We start from the raw sequence: 20569 nt of genomic DNA, 5'->3' as shown, positions 1-20569 counted from the left end.
CTTGTATTAAACATCTCTAAAATAATTATTTGATTCAGTAATTACGCGCAGTCCGCATCGCGCGACTCAAATCATTCACTGACATCGCATAAAAAAAACTGCGATTGTATTGGGTGATCGCATAGAAGTTGGCTGCACCCAGCCAGTATTCAGTCGGATCCTCGCCATTCTGTAAATCGACCAAGCCAAAAGGCATGCCGACCGGCGGATCAATGACCGGCGTTACGCCTGCGGCCCGTAGTTCTTCCAGACTGAATTTTGCCTCCAGCCCCTGACCAATAAAACGTTGCCATTCTGTCGATGTTGTATCGATTCTGGCAGGATAAGTAATTGGCTCACCTTTGCGCCAACCATGCTGGACCAAAAAGCTGGCGACGCTGCCGATTGCATCTACCGGCGAATTGCGCAAATCGATGTGGCCATTACCGTCGAAATCGACTGCGAATTTACGTATGCTGCCAGGCATGAATTGCGGCCAGCCAATCGCACCAGCATATGAACCCAGCAATGAAAATGGATCGATGCGTTCATCGCGTGCGAACAGCAAAGTGTTTTCCAGCTCGCCGCGGAAGTAGTTCATGCGTGCAGTGCGATTAGGTGTATCCGGATAGGCGAAGGCCAGCGTTGTGATCGCATCCATCACGCGGAAGTTGCCAGTGTTGCGGCCATAGACGGTTTCCACGCCGACGATGGCGACGATGATTTCTGCCGGCACGCCGTATTGAGCCTCAGCGCGCGCCAACGCATCTGCATAGGTATTCCAGAAGGCGACACCGGCATCGATGCGCACAGGTTCAACGAAGCGGCTGCGATAGGCGGCCCAGTTCTTCGGCTTGCCGGGTGGTGCTGGTTTCATCAACTGGATTGCGCTGTCGACGAAGTGCGTTTTATTTAATGTCGCTTGCAGTTCTTTCTTGTCGAAACCGTTTTTCTCGGCCATTTGATCGATGAAAGCGGCGACATCACTCCATTGATTGAAGTTGGCGAACTCATCGCCTTGAACTGGTTTGACGACCTTTTTTGCTTTGGCCTGAGTGGCTGGCTTCTTGTTGTTGTCACCTGCAAAGGCGCAACCGGTTAACGCTAATACGGAAGAGAGGGCGACTAGCGATGCACGTTTGGAGAAAGATTTCATCGAGACTTTTTCAATAATGATGTGAGTTTGGACAGCACGTCGGGTAGCGCAGATTTTTCAAGCGGACGGTAACGTGCTGCCTCATAAATAATCAGAAAATTCTTGATCGCATGCTTCTGTTCCTGCGTAAGTCTGGAAGCAGAATTCAACAATCGTACGGAATAAGAGCGCGGTCCTTCATGCGCCTGACGCGGATATCCGTGTTGCGCCATTTGCTTGCTGAGCTTGGCATAGGCGGCATCGAGTGGATCTATTTTCTTGCGATTCGCAAGTAAGGGAAAGGCGATCAGCAACGTCAGCACGCTACCGATTGCAAACATCAATGCCGTCATTGTGCGCCAGTCGATGTTACCGAAGCCTAGCGACTGTAGCAAACTCTTTTGCCTGTCTGGGGTGTAATTCAATACCCATTGATTCCAGCCGTTGTTGACAGCATCCCAAGAAAATCGGATTTTTCGCAGCCACGAATCTGGTCCGATATTCATATTGATCAAGCCACCGAACGCCGGTGTGGTCGATGAATTGCTATTGCGTTCTATGCGCTCTGGTGCGACAGCAGCTGTCGGGTCAACGCGCACCCAGCCGCGATTTGCGAGCCAGACCTCGGCCCATGCATGCGCATCGGCTTGGCGAACGGTCATGAAGCCATCGACAGGATTCATTTGTCCGCCTTGATAGCCGGTGACGACGCGTGCGGGAATATCCATCGCGCGCATCATCACAACGAATGCGCCGGCATAGTGTTCACAAAAACCTGCGCGCGTAGAAAACAAAAACTCATCGATACCGTTGCGACCGAGTAACGGCGGTTGCAAGGTATAGCTGAATTTTTCTTGCCGGAAAAATTTCAACACAGAGTTCACTGCAGTCAAATCGTCATCCGTTTGCTTGCGCAGTTCGGCCGCGAATGTCAGCGTATTCGGGTTGTAACTGGCGGGCAATTCCAGCCATTCTTGCAAAGACGCACGCGTCTCGTTCGGTTGCAGATCATAGTCTAGATAGGACGTCACATCGTAACGAATCCGTGACGAGATTGGGCGTTCTGAGATCAACTGGATATCAGGTGTAATGCCGGTGCGATTGTTCTGTAGCTGGGGCGCAGCTTCCGGCAGTTCAAGTGCAAATAACCAGCGTCGCATATTGGGTTCTTGCGTAACTTGATAACGCACGGGTGTGCCGCGCGGAGTCCACATGATTTGCGGGTTCGCTTGATTGCGAGATGGGCGTTTGGTCCAGGTGCGGCCATCATATTGATCGAGTACGATGCCGCGCCAATATAGTTTTGAATTCTCAGGCACCGCGTCGATAAACTTGACGCGAAACGCGACATCTTGAGACAAGGCCAGTTTGGCAATATTCCCGGGCGACATATTGTCGGACAAGCCGCTACGGCCTGCGTTGGCATCAGCAGGCATTCCCCATAGCGGCCCTTGTATGCGCGGGAACAAGACAAACAACACGACGGTGAGCGGAACCGCCAGCGCAAAGATGGTCGCGCCCAAGCGCAGGCGCTTGCGTAAAGGCGGGACCGCATCGGTATATTGAAAAGATAATTGCGCCGTCAACATCGTAATCACTGCGGCGATCATCAACAGTGCCGTGGCAATGGTCTGAGAATAAAAGAAGGTCGTGAGCAGCAGAAAAAAACTCAAGAACACCACGACAAACAAATCGCGACTGGCATGCATTTCCAATAATTTAAATGTCAGCAGCAGCACCAGCATCGCCACGCCGGCTTCCTGTCCGAAAAAAGTTTTGAACGTGAAGTACACACCACCCATTGCCAACACTGCGATCGGCAACAACAACCAGCGAGGCGGCATGCGATTGCCGCGAAATGTGATCCAGCCACGCCAAACCATCATCGCTAGGCAGATGCCGGTGATCCATATTGGCAGATGTAATGCATGCGGTGCCAGCACCAAGCCGCAAGCGAGTAATAAAAGCAAGGTATCGGCTTTGGCGCGCGACATCGGGCGCGTGCTGCGCGTCGCCATCGCAGGCCATGCCTTATGCAAGAAACTCACGCGGCACGCTCCGCTGTCTGTTCTGATGCTCGCTCAAAAAGGGCAAGTGCGCTCAGACACGCGGCTTGATGAGCCGGCCCAATTGCCGGTTTTAAATGTGTGCCGTCAATACGGAATGCATAAGGCTGTCCACGCATCTCTGCCGCCAATACCCAATGCGTCATCCGCGACAACTTCAATTCAATATTCATTGCGCGCGGCAGGCTGTCGTAATCGATGGCCAGTTCGCTGCGAGCGCCACCTTCAAATTGCTTGGTTACCAGTGCGCCGCCTTCAATACGTGCAATTTGTCGCCACGCTAATTGACGTATTGAATCGCCTGCCTGATACGCGCGTATACCTGCAAAATCGTCGTGGCCAGCATGACCGGAACCGTCAGCTTTTTCACCTTCCAGTAAAGGCAGCGGCGGTCCGTTTTCTTCTGGTTGTGGATAAACCAATACCTGCATTGCCGGTTGCCAGTAACTCCATGCACGCAGCAAGCCAAGCGGGAAGCGCGTCTCCAATCGTATGCGTGGAGCATTGCACCAGCCGCGTTCCTTGGTTGGTGTATTGAGCGTGACGCTACGAGTGCTGCCGGCGGCGATGTCGGTGACATGCTCAACGGCCGTGACGTCGTCGTTTATGAAATTGACCCAGATTGCATAGCGATCGTGCTTGCGGCGATTGCTCAGATGTAGTTCGAATTGCGCATCTTCGCCGGCGAACACGGCTGGTGTATTCCCAGGTCGTAAATGCAGATGCGCCAGATTGCGAAAGGTCAGATGCATGTCGATGACTGCGCAGCCGCCCAGCAAAAATGTCAATGCAAAGCCGAGGCTGAGGTTGTAATTAACCGAACAAAGGAAGAGCACGACCAGCATCACGCCAAATGTGAGGCCAGCGCGTGTGGGTACGATAAAGACACGACGTTGATTCAGAAATACTTCGCCCACTTCCGCGCCGCGCAGCCTGAACAACCAGCGGGCTGTCCATTCGTGAAACATTTTTCGCAGGGTCTTAGTCATGAGTGCAGCGCAGGTGCTCGTGCAGAATCAAACGCTAACTGATTTCATTAATTGCAAGACCATATCGCGACTGCTCAAGGCGCTACCGGCGATTGATTTCAAGGTGCGCAATCGATGCGCTGCAACCGGTACCAATACCGCTTGCACATCTTCCGGGATTACGTGATTGCGTCCTTCCATCGCAGCCCATGCGCGTGCCGCTTGCAATAGTGCAATGGTGGCGCGCGGACTCAAGCCTTCGGCGAACATACCGTTTTGGCGCGACGCTTGTGCCAGTGCCTGGATGTAATCGATCAAGGTTGCCGAGACGTGGATTTTTTTGAGTTCGGCTTGCGCTTCGCTCAGATCGGCTGGTTGCATCGCCATCTTCATCGACTTCAATAAGGTGCGTCGATCTTCGCCCATCAGCAATGCACGCTCGGAAGCAGCATCTGGATAACCCAACGACAGACACATCAAGAATCTATCCATCTGCGATTCAGGCAAAGGAAAGGTGCCGATCTGATGCGTAGGGTTTTGCGTAGCGATGACGAAGAATGGTTGCGGCAAACTGCGGGTCACGCCATCAGAAGTAACCTGGCGTTCTTCCATCGCTTCCAGCAAAGCGGACTGTGCCTTCGGCGTGGCGCGATTGATTTCATCGGCCAGCAAGACTTGCGTAAAGATCGGGCCAGGATGAAATACGAAACCGTTTTTTTCTCTATCAAAAATCGAAATGCCGACCACGTCTGCCGGCAGTAAATCGCTGGTGAATTGCTGGCGATTGAATTGCAGTCCGAGAGAAATGGCGAGTGCATGTGCCAAGGTGGTTTTGCCGACGCCGGGGACATCTTCAATCAATAGATGACCACCAGCAAGCAGGCAAACCAGCGCCTGACGTATTTGCAGATCCTTGCCAACAACGATTTCACTGACTTGTTTCGCGACTGCATGCACTTTAGCGAACATTCGATTTTCCGTGGAAGATTGAGTGATAACGCGTCAACAAATGCGCGTTTAGAATTTTGACTTGCGAGTCAGATTCTAAGCGAGATTAGTGCGTACGGGAAAATGTGCTTGGTTTCGCGAAGAAGGTGAACAATTTGTCATGCTCACATTCATAGAGATGAAAGATGAAACGACGGCCGCGGCGTCAATCTTGATTTTGCTTGCGCACGACAAACCATCCGGCGACGACAGTGAAGGTGGCAACGATGCCCGCCACGATCCAGAAGCCGTATTCATGTTCCGCCAGCGGCACGCCGCCTACATTCATGCCGAGCAAGCCGGCGATGATGTTGATCGGCAGCGCGAGTACCGTGACGATGGTCAGCACGTACAGGCTGCGACTGTTTTCTTCATTGACCTGCGCGGCGATTTCTTCTTGCAGCAATTTAATGCGTTCTTGCAGCGAACTCATGTCGCTGAGTACCACGGAGAATTCTTCAGTTGATTGTCGCAACTCTTGAGTGTCCAGTTCTGCGACCCAGACTGGCGGTTTTTGCAGCAGGCGGAATAGCGCAGCAGGCTCGGGCGCGAGCAAGCGCTGCAAGCGAACCAGTATGCGTCGCAATGCGCCGAGATCGCCGCGTTGTCGATTGAGGCGACCGGCGAGCAAGTTGTCTTCTACTTTGTCCACGCGCGCCACTGCGTCACGCACGATCTTCACCAATACGTCAGCTTGATCGCGTAATAGATGCACCAGCAATTCCACCGACGAGCGGATGGTGTCGCCGTGTTCCACCGCTTGTCGCAAACGTTCGATCGACTTCAAGGGCGTGCGTCTTGCGCTGATGACGACGCGTTGCGTCACGCTTAACCACAAGGTTGCGATATCGGCGGAATCCAGTGAGAAGTTGTGCAACACGTCATTCACCACCGCGATCAGGGTATTGTCGGCCAGCTCAATGCGCGTCGAGCGTGAGCCGTCATGCAAGGCTTCGTTAAATTCTTCGGCGACGCCTGCATGTTCCGTGATCCATTTTTCGCTGGCAGTATTGCTCAGGTTGAAATGCAGCCAGATGAATTCATGTGCGGAATGTTGCTCGTGATTTTTCAGCCATGCCAACGCGTCGGCCGAATTGATCAAAGTCGCGCGCTCATCGCGACCGAACACAAAACCCCAGATCAGTCCGGATTGATCGGAGCCGTAGTTAAGATTGGACGACGCGATCATTGGGTTAAAGGCAAGCGCACAAGCGCGGGCGCATTCAGGGAATGGTATGTGCGAAAAAATAAGATGAGAGAAAGACGATGCACGATAGACAAGTTTGTTTGAACTGCGGCTTTTAATCGAATGAAAAGCCGGACAAAAATTGGTCGGGGCCGTTTTTCGCGCCAGGCCCCGATGGCGCTGGATGCAAATGCTGCGCCCGGGATATGACGCGCGTGTGACAAAGTAGGGGCAATTGGCAGCGAAATCAGGGTGAGAACGCAATCGGCTGCCGCTGATAAGGTCGCCAGCAGGTAAAATAGCGCCTTGCTTCCCACAGATAAAGTTACGCATGTCCATACAATGGTACCCAGGCCACATGAACGCCGCCCGCAAAAAGGCGGCGGAAGCCATGGAAAAGGTCGACATGATCATCGAAGTACTGGACGCGCGCGTGCCGCAAGCCAGTTGCAATCCGATGATCGAAGAGCTGCGCACCTTCCGCCAGCGGCCTTGCCTCAAGATCCTCAATAAGAGTGATTTGGCTGATCCTGCTGCGACCCAGCAATGGCTGGATTTTTACAACAAGCAAAAGAACGTGCATGCAGTCGCACTCAGTTGCAAGAAACCATCCGACGTCCTTAAGATTCCTGCAATGAGCATGAAGATCGCGCCGCATCGCGGTACGGCCTTGAAGCCTTTGCGCATCATGATCATGGGGATTCCTAACGTCGGCAAATCGACCTTGATGAATGCGCTGCTCAAGAAGCGCGTCGCCAAGGTGGGTGATGAACCTGCCGTGACCAAAATGCAGCAGCGTCTTTATCTCGGCAATAACATCGTGCTGACCGATACGCCGGGGATGATGTGGCCAAAGATCGCGTATCCGAGCGATGGCCTGATGCTGGCCGCCAGCCATGCAATTGGTAGCAATGCATTGATCGAAGAAGAAGTTGCGACCTTTTTGGCCGATATCATCCTTGCGCGTTATCCGGCGCTGGTGGCTGCACGTTACGGCATGAATGTCGAAGGCATCGATGGCGTAAGTGTGATCGAAGGCGTCGCTGTGCGTCGCGGTTTGCGCATCAAGGGCGGTGACCTCGACCTGGAAAAAGCTGCGCATATTTTCCTGCAAGATTATCGGACCGGCCTGCTCGGACGTATCAGCCTGGAGACACCGGAAAGTCGCGTCGAATTGCTGGCGACTTTCCAGCCGCCACCTTCGTTGAGTGATGTCGAAGGTGAGCCGGAAGAACCAGAAGAAGAAAGTCCAGACGAGCCATTCGTTCGACGACGTTAATAAAAAAAGGAATCGCAGATGCGATTCCTTTTTTGTTTCTACTGTTATGAATGCGTTCACTACATTAGCTTAAGCGTCTGATTCAAAACCAGTTGAAGCGCGTCCGCACACGCCAGCCCAGATACAGCCCGCCTGCCAGGAACAAGGCAAACACCCAGCCCGATGCTGCGCCAGCCATGATGCCCGACAGCAGCGTGCCGACCGTGCAACCCAGTGCCACCATGGAGCCCCAGCCCATCAGGATGCCGCCGAAGAATGCGCGCACGATTTCTTGCAGACGCGGCACGCGTGGTTTGAAGTCACCCGCCGATAAAGCTGCAGCCAGTGATCCCAATATCAAGCTGACGACAAACACGCCGTTCTGCGACCACAGCGTTTCCTTGATTGCAGTCGCACAGCCGGAAAACGTATCCAGTCCTTCCAGCCGTGTCGGCAACCAGCCAAGTGCATTGCCACCAGTACGCGCCACGCTACCCAGTTCCGCCGTCACGCCTAAAGGCCCAATGCGGAAATAAGACAGCACAGCGATGAAGGCAATCAGCAAACCACCGACATACACTGGCCAGCGACGCGACCAGATACCGCCAGTTTGTTCGGTAGAAAGATCAGACGGTAATTGCTCGCGATGTCCACGCCACAGCAGCACCGCAATCACGGCCAATGCAAATAATTGCAAAGCCAGCGATCCGGCGTAACCAAGATGATGCGGTAACCACACGACAGGTGCTTCCTGGATGCCGGACAGATACAGATAATTCCAGCTCAAAAAGCCCAGCCCAAAACCGAACAACACACCAAGTAATGCAAATGGTGAAGCAGTTGCGCCTTCGCCCAGTCGGTACAGATGCGCGCTGATGCATGAGCCAGAAATTGCCGTGCCGATGCCGAAGCTGAATGCACCCGCAGCTAACACCCAACTCAATGGTCCGATATGCGCTTGTGGCGGCAGACGACCGATAGTCGGCACCGGCATGAACGCGCCAAATACAACGTGATAGCCGATCAGCCCAACGGCCAATGCCGCAAGTATGCCGAGCAAACCGCGTGCATCACGTCGCTCGATAAAATCGCGACTCACGCAAAAAAAGCAGAAGCGCGAACGCTGCAACACAATGCCAAAAGCCAGCCCGATCAATGCAGAAAGGGCCAGCTCCCGACCACCCTCGGCAATGCCGCCCAGGGTTTGGACAAACCAGAGTGCCGCTGCAATAACGATTGCAGCGGGCACCAGCCGCCGTGCTGGCGGCAATGCAAGTTCAGCCAATTATTTGCCGCCTCACACCGTACCGGCAGGGTTGGAAACCGGTACGCCAACTGCGTTACCGTATTCCGTCCACGACCCGTCGTAGTTGCGTACGTCATAGCCCAGCAATTTTTTCAGTGCGAACCATGTGTGGCTCGAACGTTCGCCGATGCGGCAATAAGTGATGACAGGTTTGCTGCCATCGACGCCGGCTGCAGCGTAGATTTTTTTCAGTTCATCGACTGATTTGAATGTGCCATCGGCCGCGACTGCTTGACCCCAAGGTACGTTGGTCGCGCCTGGTACGTGACCAGCGCGGACTGCCAATTCTTGTACGCCGGCAGGTGCGAATACTTTGCCGCTGTATTCATCAGCCGAGCGGATATCGACCAATGCGACATTGCTTTTCTTCTCTGCTACGGCAACCACGTCGGATAAACGTGCACGCAGGGCAGGGTTGGCTGCGCTGACTTTGATGTTGCCGACGCTAGGGATTTTGGTGACAGCGACCAATGGGCGATTTTCTGCTTCCCATTTTTTACGGCCACCATCCAGCAGTTTGACTTCTTTCACGCCATAGATATCGAACACCCACGCGCCCCATGCTGCGAACCAGTTATTGGTGTCGCCGTACAAGATGATGGTGCTGTCGTTATTGATGCCGGCTTTGCGCAGCAGGGTTTCAAAATTTTGTTGGCTGACGATGTCGCGACGTACGGTATCGACCAGATCGGTGTGCCATTCAAAGTTGATGGCGCCTGGAATGTGTGCACGTTCGAACACGCCAGGATTGACGCTGACTTCAATCAATTTCACTTTTGGGTTGCTGATGTTTTTTTCTAGCCAGTCTGTGCTGACGAGGAAATCGCTAGGTGCAGCATGCACCGTACCCAGTAATAAACTACCTGCAATCAGCAGGGACTTGATGATCTTCATTGCTCTCCTCCGGTGGTTAATTAATTCGTTTTTTCAGATTTCGCTATCGAAATCCTTTGTTAAAAAAACGTTAAGCGCTCACATTACCGAAGGCATTGCCGATGAACAACGAAGCTTTTCCTATATCCATATTCGTAAAATGCATGCTGCAGATTCGCCCGCATTTTTGACGAACATTCTTCACACGAAAACAAAAAAGCCTGCAAGGCGTGAACCTTGCAGGCTTTTTACTATGCGTTTTCATTGCTGAAAAGTGCATGGTGTTCGACATCGTTTGCACGATGCCGAAGCGGAACAGCAATTACATCATGCCGCCCATACCACCCATGCCGCCCATACCACCCATGTCGCCACCAGCTGGTTTGTCTTCAGCGATTTCGGCAACCATGCAATCTGTGGTCAACAACAGCGCAGCGATCGAAGCAGCATTTTGCAATGCCGAACGAGTTACTTTAGCTGGATCGAGAACACCCATTTCAACCATGTCGCCGTAGGTACCGTTGGCAGCGTTGTAACCGAAGTTACCTTTGCCTTCGAGTACTTTAGCTACAACGACGGATGCTTCTTCACCGGCGTTTTGCACGATCATGCGCAGTGGTTCTTCCATCGCGCGCAGAACGATGCGGATACCAGCATCTTGATCCGAGTTGTCGCCTTTGACATTGATGTTGGCACGTGCGCGCAACAATGCAACGCCGCCGCCAGGAACGATGCCTTCTTCGACTGCAGCGCGAGTCGCGTGCAATGCATCTTCAACGCGTGCTTTTTTCTCTTTCATTTCAACTTCGGTAGCTGCACCGACTTTGATGACTGCAACGCCGCCTGCCAATTTGGCAACGCGTTCTTGCAGTTTTTCGCGGTCGTAGTCCGAAGTTGCTTCTTCGATTTGCGCGCGGATTTGTTTAACGCGTGCTTCGATGTTGATAGCTTGGCCGTTACCGTCGATCAGCGTGGTGTTTTCTTTGCCGATTTCGATACGTTTAGCCTGGCCCAATTCTTCCAGCGTGATTTTTTCCAGTGTCAGACCGACTTCTTCAGCAACGACTTGGCCGCCACTCAAGATAGCGATGTCTTCCAACATGGCTTTACGACGATCGCCGAAGCCTGGCGCTTTAACAGCACAAGTTTTCAGAATGCCGCGGATGTTGTTCACAACCAGAGTTGCCAGTGCTTCGCCTTCGATGTCTTCTGCGATGATCAGCAGTGGACGACCGGCTTTAGCGACTTGTTCCAATACCGGGAGCAGGTCCCGGATGTTGGAGATTTTTTTGTCGCACAACAGGATGAACGGATTTTCCAGAATTGCAGTTTGCTTTTCCGGGCTGTTGATGAAGTATGGTGACAGGTAGCCGCGGTCAAACTGCATACCTTCAACGATATCGAGTTCGTCGTTCAGGGATTTGCCGTCTTCAACTGTGATGACGCCTTCCTTGCCGACTTTTTCCATCGCTTCAGCGATACGCTCGCCGATCGAGTAGTCCGAGTTCGCCGAGATCGCGCCAACTTGAGCGATTTCTTTAGTTGTGGTGCATGGTTTAGCGATCAGTGCGAGTTGTTCAACAGTTGCTGCAACAGCTTTGTCGATACCGCGTTTCAGATCCATAGGGTTCATGCCGGCTGCAACGTATTTCATGCCTTCGCGAACGATCGCTTGTGCCAAAACGGTAGCAGTAGTGGTGCCGTCGCCTGCGTTGTCGCTGGTGCGGGAAGCCACTTCTTTCACGAGCTGCGCGCCCATGTTTTGCAATTTGTCTTTGAGTTCGATTTCTTTAGCGACCGAAACGCCATCTTTAGTAACGGTAGGCGCGCCGAACGAGCGTTCCAACACCACGTTACGGCCTTTAGGGCCCAAGGTGACTTTAACTGCGTTGGCCAGAATGTTGACGCCTTCGACCATCTTTGCACGGGCTGCGTCGCCGAAAATAACTTCTTTAGCTGCCATGTTTAATGCTCCTGATATTCGTTAAGTGATTCGCGTTGAGCGAGTTGATCACTGTGGGATGAAACCGGTTTCGATCGCTGCAGCAGTGCCGCGCGTTCGAAAAATCGGCATCATTTTTGTACGATTGCCATGATGTCTTCTTCGCGCATCACGAGGACTTCGTTGCCGTCGACTTTGACTGCTTGACCAGCATATTTGCCGAACAAAACGCGGTCACCAACTTTAACGTCGAGTGGGCGAACTTTGCCGTCGTCGAGGATTTTGCCGTTGCCGATAGCCAGAACTTCACCTTGATCAGGCTTTTCAGCTGCTGCTTCAGGAATGATGAGGCCGGACGCAGTTTTTGTTTCCTGGTCGAGGCGCTTGACGATGACGCGATCGTGCAAAGGACGAAGGTTCATACAAACTCCTTAGTTTTCAATAAGTTAGGATAATTTTTTGCGGCACTGCTGCTGCAAAGCGCGCTTTACAGTGCATACGTGCCGCACCAGAAAGTTGGGTCAGTCGGGGAGAATTGTTAGCACTCTCTTCCGGTGAGTGCTAAGTATAGGGACGGTTGCCTTATATTTCAAGTCGCTGACCGAAAACAATAAAGTCTGTCGGGGGCGGAATAAAGTCTGTCGGATAGAGGAGAAGTACCTGTGAAAGGTTTAATAATGGAAAACTGCTCTAGTTTCCCTATGAGGATAAATTACTAGGGCGATGAAAGGCGGTTTTAGCGGCGTGCCCAAGTACTTGTTTTTAGTAGGAGTACGGTCGTACTAGGCCGATCTTACTGACACTTGCTTTTTCATGGTTGGGCTACTTGACTGCGAATTCTCACAGGATTTTCCATGAATTTTATCAAGCGCAGTTTTTAGTTTAGTACCAGACAGGCGCAAGAATGCTTTGACCTCATCGCTTGTGGCGTTGTAATTTGTGCATACCTCAGCCAGCGGCTCGCCTGATAAAAAAGCATGCACCGCATTAATTACAGTGGTCGATTTGCCCAAACCAGGCAATCCTTGATTCAATAACCCAAGTGAAGTCGTGCTGACTGGAATTGAAAGTTGTTCCGCAACATTACTAACATTTCCTTTTTGAGCAACGTATTCATCGAAAACTTTCTTGCTACCCCAAAAAATTGAGCCAAGCGTTTTACTTTGAGTAAGTGATGCTGGTTTGAGAATTTCGGCAACGGCTAATTCCGCGTCGTCATAAAACAATGCTGCCAACAGACACAATGTCACGGTGGTGTACCGAGTGGCATCAGGAGTGCATATGCCATCAACAGTCGAAATATATTTGTTTGGGATCCAGGTTACTCGTGAGACGTCATTTAGCCACCATAGTGGAAGTCTTTCCATGAGGTGATTACTTACAGTTGAACGCGTCCCTATTTTTGAAAATCGTAGGTCGGCAGCCCTAGCCATTTTTCCAAAGGTGGCACTTGCCGTTCGACTGTCAATCTCAGGCATCTGTTCGAATATCTCATTTACGATGAATGCATACCTTTTTAATAATTCTGTTTGCTCGTTATTGAGGTCATGAATTTTTTCATTGACTGTAGTGTCCGTCATCTCATGCGGACCGTGATTGAAGGCATCAGATCGCGGAACAGTTAAAAGTTGGCTGCTATGCTTAGGGCACCAAAGCAATCCTGGAATTTGATGAGCTCGTCGCCAGTAGGAGAAGCCTAAAGAGGAGCGATCCTCTTGTGCACATTGCCAACAATACCGAGGATGCTTTCCTCCAAAACTGAAAAGAGCATAACGTTCTCTAGCCTCTCTGTGCTTCGAGGATTTAGTTCCGAGTTTGCCACTAGCTTTTAATCCGTGAAGACAATTGAAAAAAGGTGTCAGTGTGTGTTGCTGCAACAGTTGTTCACGTTGCATATTGAGAATGCAGGCAGCATCTTGAAAAAAATCAGTACCAACTGTGACATCTCTATCTATGCTGCGTGCATGCGCTTCAATCAGTTCTTCAATTTTTTCTTTTGGGCTTATGCAGTTTGCGGCTCGCATACGCCCTCTCCAGCCTTGAATAATCTCATCAGGTAATGGTCTGCAAATCTCAAGAAGAACCCTTGATTCACTTGGATTTTTATTAAGCGCACGAGTTGGTAAACGAACTACACGTCCAGTGAAGGATTGAGACGATTTACAATCGCTATTCGTAACACTGGCTACTTTTTCGTGGAAAAGAGATTTGAATTTTTGATCAAGTGCATCGTCATTATGACGAGAGGTTTGGTGATCACTGATGGTTTGCCTGAGTGCGGCTAAAAAGGCAGGAAGGAGTTTCATCTCGTCCATTGCAATTACCCCTTACTGAAAATTACCAATCTTTTGTGACATTAAAAGACCGATGTCGAAGTCTTCCGGCAATGCTCCCAATTCCATTTGAATCAGAACGCCACGAATGATTTGGTAGATAAAACGCCTAGCTTCTGCACTCATTTTTCCGTTTGCTAGAGTCTCTGCATATGTTTCCACCCACTCGAACGCACGCCGTTCGACGCTCTCTCGTTGCGCCGCTCTCAAACCATCTGCTTCTAAACGTATGTTTGCTACGAGATAAACCAAATCGACACCAATGGCGCCAATTGCAGATAGATAGCGTGTTGTCGGCGCAGTCGCTTCAGACTCATATTGCAACTGAGCCAAACGTCCGACTCCTCCAATTTGCGCAAATTCGGCTTGATTTAGACCCAAACGTTTGCGCTCTTCTTTGAGTCGAATTCCAAAACCTAGAGGGATGCCAACGCTTTGAAGTGTAGATATTTGTACAGTCATGTTATTAATTGTATGTACAGAAGCGCAAATAGGCAAGTATGTGATAAATTGATCGCTTAAGCATACATTTTGGTAGAATCCATGAATGAGCCTGTCCTTGATGCCTCTGCTGCTAAAAATTTATTTGAGCGCTCTGGCACTTCAGTTGCCGAGTGGGCTAGGGTTCGAGGATTTTCTGCGGGACTGGTTTATCAAGTTCTTGAGGGGCGTAGAAAGTGTATGAGAGGGCAAAGCCACAAAATTGCGCTTGCACTTGGATTAAAGCAAGGCGTTGCCTTGGGTATAGACGAATTGTCGCGTCAACTTGTTGAGCAGTTGACGGCATTAGATTCTGAAAAATAGGAGATTAGCTGGATATAAAACAAAAGCCGAACCCCTCATTACTGAAAGATCCGGCTTACCTGCTTACGCAGGGAGACTTCTTGCTAGCACTTGAAGTATCTCCTGTTTTTTCGGGTAAGTCAAAGGTCTTGTGTCGTCCAAACATTCATAAATCTTAGTGAGTGTATGGAATAAATAACTTTGATTAGCTCAAGGAGTGCTACATGTCCTCTAATCTTTTCTCACCTTGCCTTCTGAGGCGATAGTGAGTTATCAAAAACGCATCTCGTCTGCGAAGCTGAAGGTTCTTTATCAGCGCCAACAAAATCCCATGTGGGATTTGAATTATGTGCCGGGGATTTTGGCCACTCCTCAGGAGGCCCCCTCCATTTCGCGTGCTTTCATTCTGACTCCAAAGAAATTTGGCGGTCGGGAAATTCATTTGTTATCCACTGCTGAACGAGATGCGGCTTTACTTGGAATTTATCATCCGGATGTAGTGGGACTGCAGGAACAACGGATACTCGCACCGGAACCTGCCGTGCATCCCCTTTGGACATATCCAGGTATCGACCGTAGCTCACTACGTCCTTTGAATGGATTGATTGATGTTGCAGATCGACTCGATGCTTTGGATGTTCTGCCTCGTATTAAGGTTTCGCATCCAGAAATAGCTGGCGAACAAATGACGGTTGTTTATCCATGGTGCGGCGATCTGTTGTGGGCGATCGCCAGAGCCGGCAGTCATATCGATTGCATTAATTGGACGATTAAAGACAAGCGCCAAAATTTCATGCGAGCTGGGCCAAGCCGATATGGAAGACCTCAGTCATCAGAGCCTACTCGGGCTATCTTGGCGCGCCATGAAATTGAAGCGACTTTATATTTGGATGCAAATATTAAAACTATACGGATAGCTGGCGAAGAGATTAATTTGAATGTTGCGGCCAACTTGAGGCAGCTCTTCCTTTATCACCGTCGTCAGTTATCTATTTCGGAAAATCAGCGCGCAGAAATTCTTCAAAAATTCCAAGACGCCATGGCGTTAGGTATCACGCCTGCGGAAGTTATTACTTTATTTGTTGAGCGAGGTCGTTATTCCGTTGACGAATGCCGGACAGTTTTTTATCAGGCAATTTGGTATCGACAGCTTAGGGTCGATTTATTTCAACCGATCCTTATCAATAGACCAATGCATCCTGAAGTGCGAGATGTGACAGTTGTCTATGCTGAGTGGTTCGGAGTAAAACTGTGAAGATAGGTACTCAAATCATTGCAGCGGATGGTTGTGGGACCTTGATGAAGGGTCTAGTTTATTACTTCTTACGTAGTGACTTCAAGAGCGGCCGGGTTTTTATCGTGCACTTTGATAACGGTAACAATATAGGGCAGCCTAAAGCGCATCTCTTGACGGTGCCAAGACGAGCTTTTGAAGAGGGGGCAGCTTCGGATCAAATCATGCCATTACCTCATCAAATGAGCCTGCCGCCTTGGCTTGAATCGTTGGACGGAATGAATCTTGATCAGATAGATCGCCTGCGTACAAAGGCAAAGATTTCCCATCAAGTTCGCGTCGAAAACCGTTTTCTACACATCGCTCCGTCGGTTCGAGATATGGAAAGTATTTTGTCCAGTACAGATCCACAAGCGGAAATTAATCGTCGCGCAGCTCAGTGCAATCCGCCTCAGAACGAATCAAGATTTCGTTTGTGGCTTCTTACTTACCTTTGCTTTGGTCAAGATATATGGACATTGCTTCCGCCTTTTCATCGAATCGGCCATTGGGATCGGGAGTGCTATCCGGATCAAAAATTTGGTGCACCGTCCATTGCATTCGGAAAGAATTATGGACACGGTTGCAGCAAGGAACTGGAAGAAGCCTGCATCAAGAGTTATTTAAAACGGGCTGGAATAGGTAAATTCATGACCAAGATCTTTGAGGACGCAATGGTAGAGGATTTTCATTGCAGGATTGTCACTCATGAGTCTGGCATGAAGGTTTATGTTCACCCGCAAGGCGAACCAATCCCAACGTATTGGCAGTTCAAATATCGAGTTGTTAAAAACATTGGAATGGAGCAGGTTCAGAAATCACTTTATGGATCTACTCGGCACAGAACTCGTATCGCAGCGTCCAAGGGACGTTTCTCGGAAGAAATTTGCAATCTAATGGAAAAAGTAGAGGCAGATGGTTATTACTTGAAGGAGCGTTCCAAAGGATATATAGAAGGAAAAAATCTTCCGCCACTATGTGTCGTTGTTAGTCGAGATGTCCTCTCGGGCTTGAAGCTTGGCATCGGATTTTCATTTGGTGCGGAACGATCCACCGCTTATCGAATGATGTTGTTCTGCATGGCAGTCCCCAAAGATTATTTTTGTCGATTATTTGGAGTTCCATTCGACACAATTGAGTGGAGCAGCGTTGGGTTGCCTGGTCACTTTGGTATTGATCGCGGTCCTGGTGCTCGAAAGGAGTTGATCGAAGCGATGGAGCAACGTTTCCCAATACGAGATCTGGCTCCCTCATGGTCTGGGCAATCCAAAGCAACAGTCGAGTCGTCGCACCCCAAAGATCTGAAATTTGAAGGAGAGCCGACTTACGTACAAAGTGCACTTACTCCTGTGGAGTTAGCCAAGCGAGAAATATTGAGATTGATTGAGTTTAATAACGGAGCGGATATGGAGGCCCGTTTCGATCCAGATAGTGAATTGGCATTCGTCACTCCTAGCCCGATCGGATTATGGAACTACTACGACAAAATTTTTCGGAATGATGCTCATCCAATGCGAATCGATGAGGCAATTCGCACGTTCCTGACACCTACCGAATTTTTGGTGAGCGAAGACGGGGTATATCTGAATGGCCGTCGCTATTACTCATCAGATTTTGAATGCACGGGTGCTCTAGAAAGATGCAACATATCTCACGGCATGAAGCCGCGCATTCAGGGGTACGTCTTGGATATGTGTGTACGTCATGTATGGGTGGAGGTCGATGGAAAGTTGCTTATGCTCGACGCAATGTTGCGGATAAGAGGGGATGAAGAAACACTATGGACGTCGGTTGTTGAGCTTGAACAATGGGTAGATGTTCGTCGTGAAATTAAATCGGCGTTTCGTGTGCATCAGAATGCTAATTCCTCGGACTTTCGTGAACGTTTTGAATCAAACACTGGAAAATCATGGGATGCGGGGCAGCGAAGATCTGGAAAGCCTAAACGAGCTAAGGTGCAACAGCAGGACGAATCAAGAACCACTAAGAAGAGGAAAGCAGCGTGACTATCCGAACAACTTCTTATTGGGCGGATCGCTTTGAGACATTGCTTGATACCGATGAACTCAAGCGACGCGCATTAGTAACGGTCCCCCCTTTATCTAACTTGTCTTCTTTCCCGGTTGAATTGGCATGTCACCAACTTGAAACGGCGCTTCAAACGGTTTTCTATCCGACCGAGCAATGCATAACAGTCCTTAAGCGCTTGGTCGGAGTGGCGCACGCACATTGCGTAGCCAAATATCCAGATGGGAAAACATTTCTCAATGGCTTATATGCGCAAGAATCGCCACTTCCCAGTTTTTCTTCACCAATATGTTTAACAGGCTTGGCAGGCACTGGGAAATCAGAACTGATAAACGCATTTTGCAGAGTTTGCGGTAATGATGAACAGCAAATCTTGGTCGATGAAAGCCATTCCCCCTTTCCGGTAAAAGGACCTTGGAAAATAACTGTGCAGGCGTGTAGCTCTCCTTTGGAGGTTCTTTGTTCCCTTACGCAAGTGAAGGGGAGTCTTGTTGATCTGATCAAGAAGTGCCGTCGTTTGGCCTATCGTGATGGGATACCTTGTCTTATTGGTGATGAGTTCCAATTTGCCACAGGGAGCGAAAGTGCGAATGCACGTGTCGCACAAATGTTACTTTCCCTTGGATACATTGGTCTTCCATTCGTATTCGCAGCGAACTTCACTTTGATTCGTCGGCTCCAACGCCGCCCAGGTGAGGAGCAACAGCGATTGCTCGCAGATCCGATCGTTCTTTTTCCTGATCACGGTAAGAGTCTTGATTGGCAGAACACACTCAAAGCGCAGCGTGACGTTGCTCCGGAGGTGCTGATTTTTGATCCAGTTCTGGATTCGGAAGCCTTACATGCATACTCGGCAGGACGGAAGCGTGCCATGGCAAAGCTGATTGTGTTGGCGTTCCGCGCTGAATACACACGAAGTAAAAAAGTGGACCGAGAAGCGATAAGGCGCGCCTATTTCTCAAGTGAGTATGCTGTGTACCGTGATGAGACCGAAATTTTAACTACGCAGGAAATTCAAAATTGCCCCGACCCTAAAAGGAAGGATTTGTGGTGTCCGATCCCATTGCCAAATAATTCGGCAACAACATTTCTTGAGTCTTCGATTTCGCTTAGAAAAGAGCTATTAGCAGAAGCAGAACTCACTGCCGCGTTGTCTGTTGACGAACGTCGTCGATTGTCGGATGTTAAGCGCGCCATCACGAAGGGGACCAAAAAGTCTAGTCAGGTCATACCATTTAATAATAAAGGAAAGCACACGGCGAAAGATTTAAAGAGGAATGCTAATCTTTATAAAGATAAACTTTAAATTTTTACTTGTTCAAGGGTTCAATTCCTAACCCAATTAGTAATATGCATCGTCAGGTCAGAGGTAAAAAGTTTTGTAGATATGTGCCAATTATGCGGAATGGAATTTCATACCGCAGGATATACGAAAGAGTCGATACTCTCATAAATGAACATATATGAATGTTTTTATAGATACTGAATTCACGGATTTTTTTAATCCCCACCTTATCAGTTTAGGCATGGCATCCGAGTACGGGGAGGACTTCTACGCTGAAGTTCCATATCCGGACCACGCCTGCTCTGCATTCGTCCGAGAAGCAGTCATACCCTTGCTGCGTCAAATACCGCATTCATATTTTACGATCGATAATCTTCACCTGGAAATTATCAAATGGCTTGACATCGTCCGACGCGACAAAGAAGATGTATTTATTTGCGTCGATTATCAAACAGATTGGGATTTATTCTGTGACGCTTTAGATCATCGCGTGCCAACTTGGTGCCGATATAAGTTGGTGAGCAACGAGATCGTTGAGTTAATGCTTTATGATTTTTTTAAACACTCAGGATTGCCAGAACATCATGCGCTTTATGATGCGCAGGCGAACCGACACGCGTACAGAACACATCAAGCAAGAAAATCTTAGCAAAACTCCAGATCGAGAAAAACATGTTATCGCGCCACCCGTACGCATAGGGATACTGCACATAACAGAACAAGCGGAATGGCTTTTATCTGCTCTTTCAAAATTTTCTGTTGGGAAAAAGTCTGACTCTGAAGCCGGGGAACGTCGATCAGCGTAGGCTGGCTCGACAGTTTCAGCACGTAGATAACGCCTGGCGGTATTTCGAGAGATACCCAATCGTTTGGATATCTCCCTCAATGAGACCTGGTCACGAAGGTGCCAGCGTCGAATAATTCCAAGTAATGCCACGTCGATCACTCCAATCTCATACTCATTTTGGTAAGTAGGATAGTGTTCTAAACGTTGGTCAGCTTTCGCTGCAAATCAGCAACCATTCTCATCATTTCGCATAGCAAAGCAAATGCGCTTGATTTCCGACCTCCCAAGAATATGGGATGCGAGAACTCAAGCGCATTTGTACAATGCGCTGTGGCATTTTTCTAGTAAAGCATAAAAGTAAAAGAGATGCATAGAGCATC

17 protein-coding genes and 1 pseudogene are annotated in these 20569 nt (G+C 49.7%); 6 read left to right on the top strand and 12 right to left on the bottom strand.

From position 1 onward, the window contains the following. Positions 1 to 34: 34 nt before the first annotated feature. The 5 genes from mltB to Q7T66_RS15840 all read right to left on the bottom strand — a co-directional run bounded on the left by mltB (position 35) and on the right by Q7T66_RS15840 (position 6324). On the bottom strand, positions 35 to 1135 hold the full coding sequence (mltB, locus tag Q7T66_RS15860) for a lytic murein transglycosylase B (RefSeq protein ID WP_304934073.1): 1101 nt from the start codon (positions 1133 to 1135) through the stop codon (positions 35 to 37). After that, the gene (locus tag Q7T66_RS15855) at positions 1132 to 3162 is read right to left on the bottom strand and encodes a transglutaminaseTgpA domain-containing protein (protein WP_370691656.1); all 2031 of its coding nucleotides are present in this window, start codon (positions 3160 to 3162) and stop codon (positions 1132 to 1134) included. Before Q7T66_RS15855 ends, mltB begins: the two co-directional genes overlap by 4 nt. Beyond that, entirely contained in the window at positions 3159 to 4169 is a 1011-nt protein-coding gene (locus tag Q7T66_RS15850; RefSeq protein WP_304934072.1) for a DUF58 domain-containing protein, read from the bottom strand. The genes Q7T66_RS15855 and Q7T66_RS15850 overlap by 4 nt, the downstream gene beginning before the upstream one ends. Positions 4170 to 4196: 27 nt before the next feature. After that, positions 4197 to 5117: a MoxR family ATPase gene (locus Q7T66_RS15845; RefSeq protein WP_304934071.1), complete on the bottom strand. Its 921-nt coding sequence runs from the start codon at positions 5115 to 5117 to the stop codon at positions 4197 to 4199. Between the two features lie 184 nt (positions 5118 to 5301). Further along, positions 5302 to 6324, bottom strand: coding sequence for a transporter (locus Q7T66_RS15840; RefSeq protein ID WP_304934070.1), 1023 nt, complete (start codon positions 6322 to 6324; stop codon positions 5302 to 5304). Positions 6325 to 6652: 328 nt separating this feature from the next. Here Q7T66_RS15840 and ylqF point away from each other — a divergent pair, with 328 nt between their 5' ends. After that, entirely contained in the window at positions 6653 to 7600 is a 948-nt protein-coding gene (gene ylqF, locus Q7T66_RS15835) for a ribosome biogenesis GTPase YlqF (protein WP_304934069.1), read from the top strand. An 82-nt stretch (positions 7601 to 7682) separates the two neighbouring features. On the opposite strand, the gene Q7T66_RS15830 is transcribed toward ylqF, so the two are convergent. The 6 genes from Q7T66_RS15830 to Q7T66_RS15805 form a co-directional block, all read right to left on the bottom strand. Continuing rightward, positions 7683 to 8864, bottom strand: coding sequence for a YeeE/YedE family protein (locus Q7T66_RS15830; RefSeq protein ID WP_304934068.1), 1182 nt, complete (start codon positions 8862 to 8864; stop codon positions 7683 to 7685). A 12-nt stretch (positions 8865 to 8876) separates the two neighbouring features. Continuing rightward, entirely contained in the window at positions 8877 to 9779 is a 903-nt protein-coding gene (locus tag Q7T66_RS15825; protein WP_304934067.1) for a sulfurtransferase, read from the bottom strand. Between the two features lie 301 nt (positions 9780 to 10080). Continuing rightward, entirely contained in the window at positions 10081 to 11721 is a 1641-nt protein-coding gene (gene groL, locus Q7T66_RS15820; protein WP_304934066.1) for a chaperonin GroEL, read from the bottom strand. Between the two features lie 110 nt (positions 11722 to 11831). Then, entirely contained in the window at positions 11832 to 12122 is a 291-nt protein-coding gene (gene groES / locus Q7T66_RS15815) for a co-chaperone GroES (RefSeq protein WP_112991133.1), read from the bottom strand. Between the two features lie 360 nt (positions 12123 to 12482). After that, the gene (locus tag Q7T66_RS15810; protein ID WP_304934065.1) at positions 12483 to 14015 is read right to left on the bottom strand and encodes a TniQ family protein; all 1533 of its coding nucleotides are present in this window, start codon (positions 14013 to 14015) and stop codon (positions 12483 to 12485) included. A 12-nt stretch (positions 14016 to 14027) separates the two neighbouring features. Further along, positions 14028 to 14495: a helix-turn-helix domain-containing protein gene (locus tag Q7T66_RS15805; RefSeq protein ID WP_304934064.1), complete on the bottom strand. Its 468-nt coding sequence runs from the start codon at positions 14493 to 14495 to the stop codon at positions 14028 to 14030. An 81-nt stretch (positions 14496 to 14576) separates the two neighbouring features. On the opposite strand from Q7T66_RS15805, the gene Q7T66_RS15800 reads away from it, so the two are divergent. The 5 genes from Q7T66_RS15800 (at position 14577) to Q7T66_RS15780 (ending at position 20051) form a co-directional block, all read left to right on the top strand. Continuing rightward, the gene (locus tag Q7T66_RS15800) at positions 14577 to 14837 is read left to right on the top strand and encodes a DNA-binding protein (protein ID WP_304934063.1); all 261 of its coding nucleotides are present in this window, start codon (positions 14577 to 14579) and stop codon (positions 14835 to 14837) included. 244 nt (positions 14838 to 15081) lie between these two features. Beyond that, complete coding sequence (locus Q7T66_RS15795; RefSeq protein ID WP_304934062.1) at positions 15082 to 16071, top strand: hypothetical protein; 990 nt, start codon at positions 15082 to 15084, stop codon at positions 16069 to 16071. Further along, positions 16068 to 18095: a hypothetical protein gene (locus tag Q7T66_RS15790; RefSeq protein WP_304934061.1), complete on the top strand. Its 2028-nt coding sequence runs from the start codon at positions 16068 to 16070 to the stop codon at positions 18093 to 18095. Before Q7T66_RS15795 ends, Q7T66_RS15790 begins: the two co-directional genes overlap by 4 nt. Further along, positions 18092 to 19423: a hypothetical protein gene (locus Q7T66_RS15785; protein ID WP_304934060.1), complete on the top strand. Its 1332-nt coding sequence runs from the start codon at positions 18092 to 18094 to the stop codon at positions 19421 to 19423. Before Q7T66_RS15790 ends, Q7T66_RS15785 begins: the two co-directional genes overlap by 4 nt. Positions 19424 to 19580: 157 nt before the next feature. Beyond that, positions 19581 to 20051, top strand: coding sequence for a 3'-5' exoribonuclease (locus tag Q7T66_RS15780; protein ID WP_304934059.1), 471 nt, complete (start codon positions 19581 to 19583; stop codon positions 20049 to 20051). A gap of 129 nt (positions 20052 to 20180) precedes the next feature. On the opposite strand, the pseudogene Q7T66_RS15775 reads toward Q7T66_RS15780, so the two are convergent. Then, positions 20181 to 20348, bottom strand: a pseudogene (locus Q7T66_RS15775) (helix-turn-helix domain-containing protein); the annotation flags it as partial. Positions 20349 to 20569 lie beyond the last annotated feature (221 nt).

The organism is Herminiimonas sp. (assembly GCF_030655415.1).
The sequence above is the reverse complement of the archived record's forward strand: the minus strand, read 5'-3'. Positions and strand labels throughout refer to the sequence as shown.

Bases quoted from the DNA above. Each gene is read 5' to 3' on its own strand.
- Q7T66_RS15845 (WP_304934071.1), bottom strand. From the start codon at position 5,117: ATGTTCGCTAAAGTGCATGCAGTCGCGAAACAAGTCAGTGAAATCGTT.
- Q7T66_RS15850 (WP_304934072.1), bottom strand. From the start codon at position 4,169: ATGACTAAGACCCTGCGAAAAATGTTTCACGAATGGACAGCCCGCTGG.
- Q7T66_RS15825 (WP_304934067.1), bottom strand. From the start codon at position 9,779: ATGAAGATCATCAAGTCCCTGCTGATTGCAGGTAGTTTATTACTGGGT.
- Q7T66_RS15810 (WP_304934065.1), bottom strand. From the start codon at position 14,015: ATGGACGAGATGAAACTCCTTCCTGCCTTTTTAGCCGCACTCAGGCAA.
- Q7T66_RS15780 (WP_304934059.1), top strand. From the start codon at position 19,581: ATGAATGTTTTTATAGATACTGAATTCACGGATTTTTTTAATCCCCAC.
- groES (WP_112991133.1), bottom strand. From the start codon at position 12,122: ATGAACCTTCGTCCTTTGCACGATCGCGTCATCGTCAAGCGCCTCGAC.
- Q7T66_RS15800 (WP_304934063.1), top strand. From the start codon at position 14,577: ATGAATGAGCCTGTCCTTGATGCCTCTGCTGCTAAAAATTTATTTGAG.
- groL (WP_304934066.1), bottom strand. From the start codon at position 11,721: ATGGCAGCTAAAGAAGTTATTTTCGGCGACGCAGCCCGTGCAAAGATG.
- ylqF (WP_304934069.1), top strand. From the start codon at position 6,653: ATGTCCATACAATGGTACCCAGGCCACATGAACGCCGCCCGCAAAAAG.
- mltB (WP_304934073.1), bottom strand. From the start codon at position 1,135: ATGAAATCTTTCTCCAAACGTGCATCGCTAGTCGCCCTCTCTTCCGTA.
- Q7T66_RS15840 (WP_304934070.1), bottom strand. From the start codon at position 6,324: ATGATCGCGTCGTCCAATCTTAACTACGGCTCCGATCAATCCGGACTG.
- Q7T66_RS15805 (WP_304934064.1), bottom strand. From the start codon at position 14,495: ATGACTGTACAAATATCTACACTTCAAAGCGTTGGCATCCCTCTAGGT.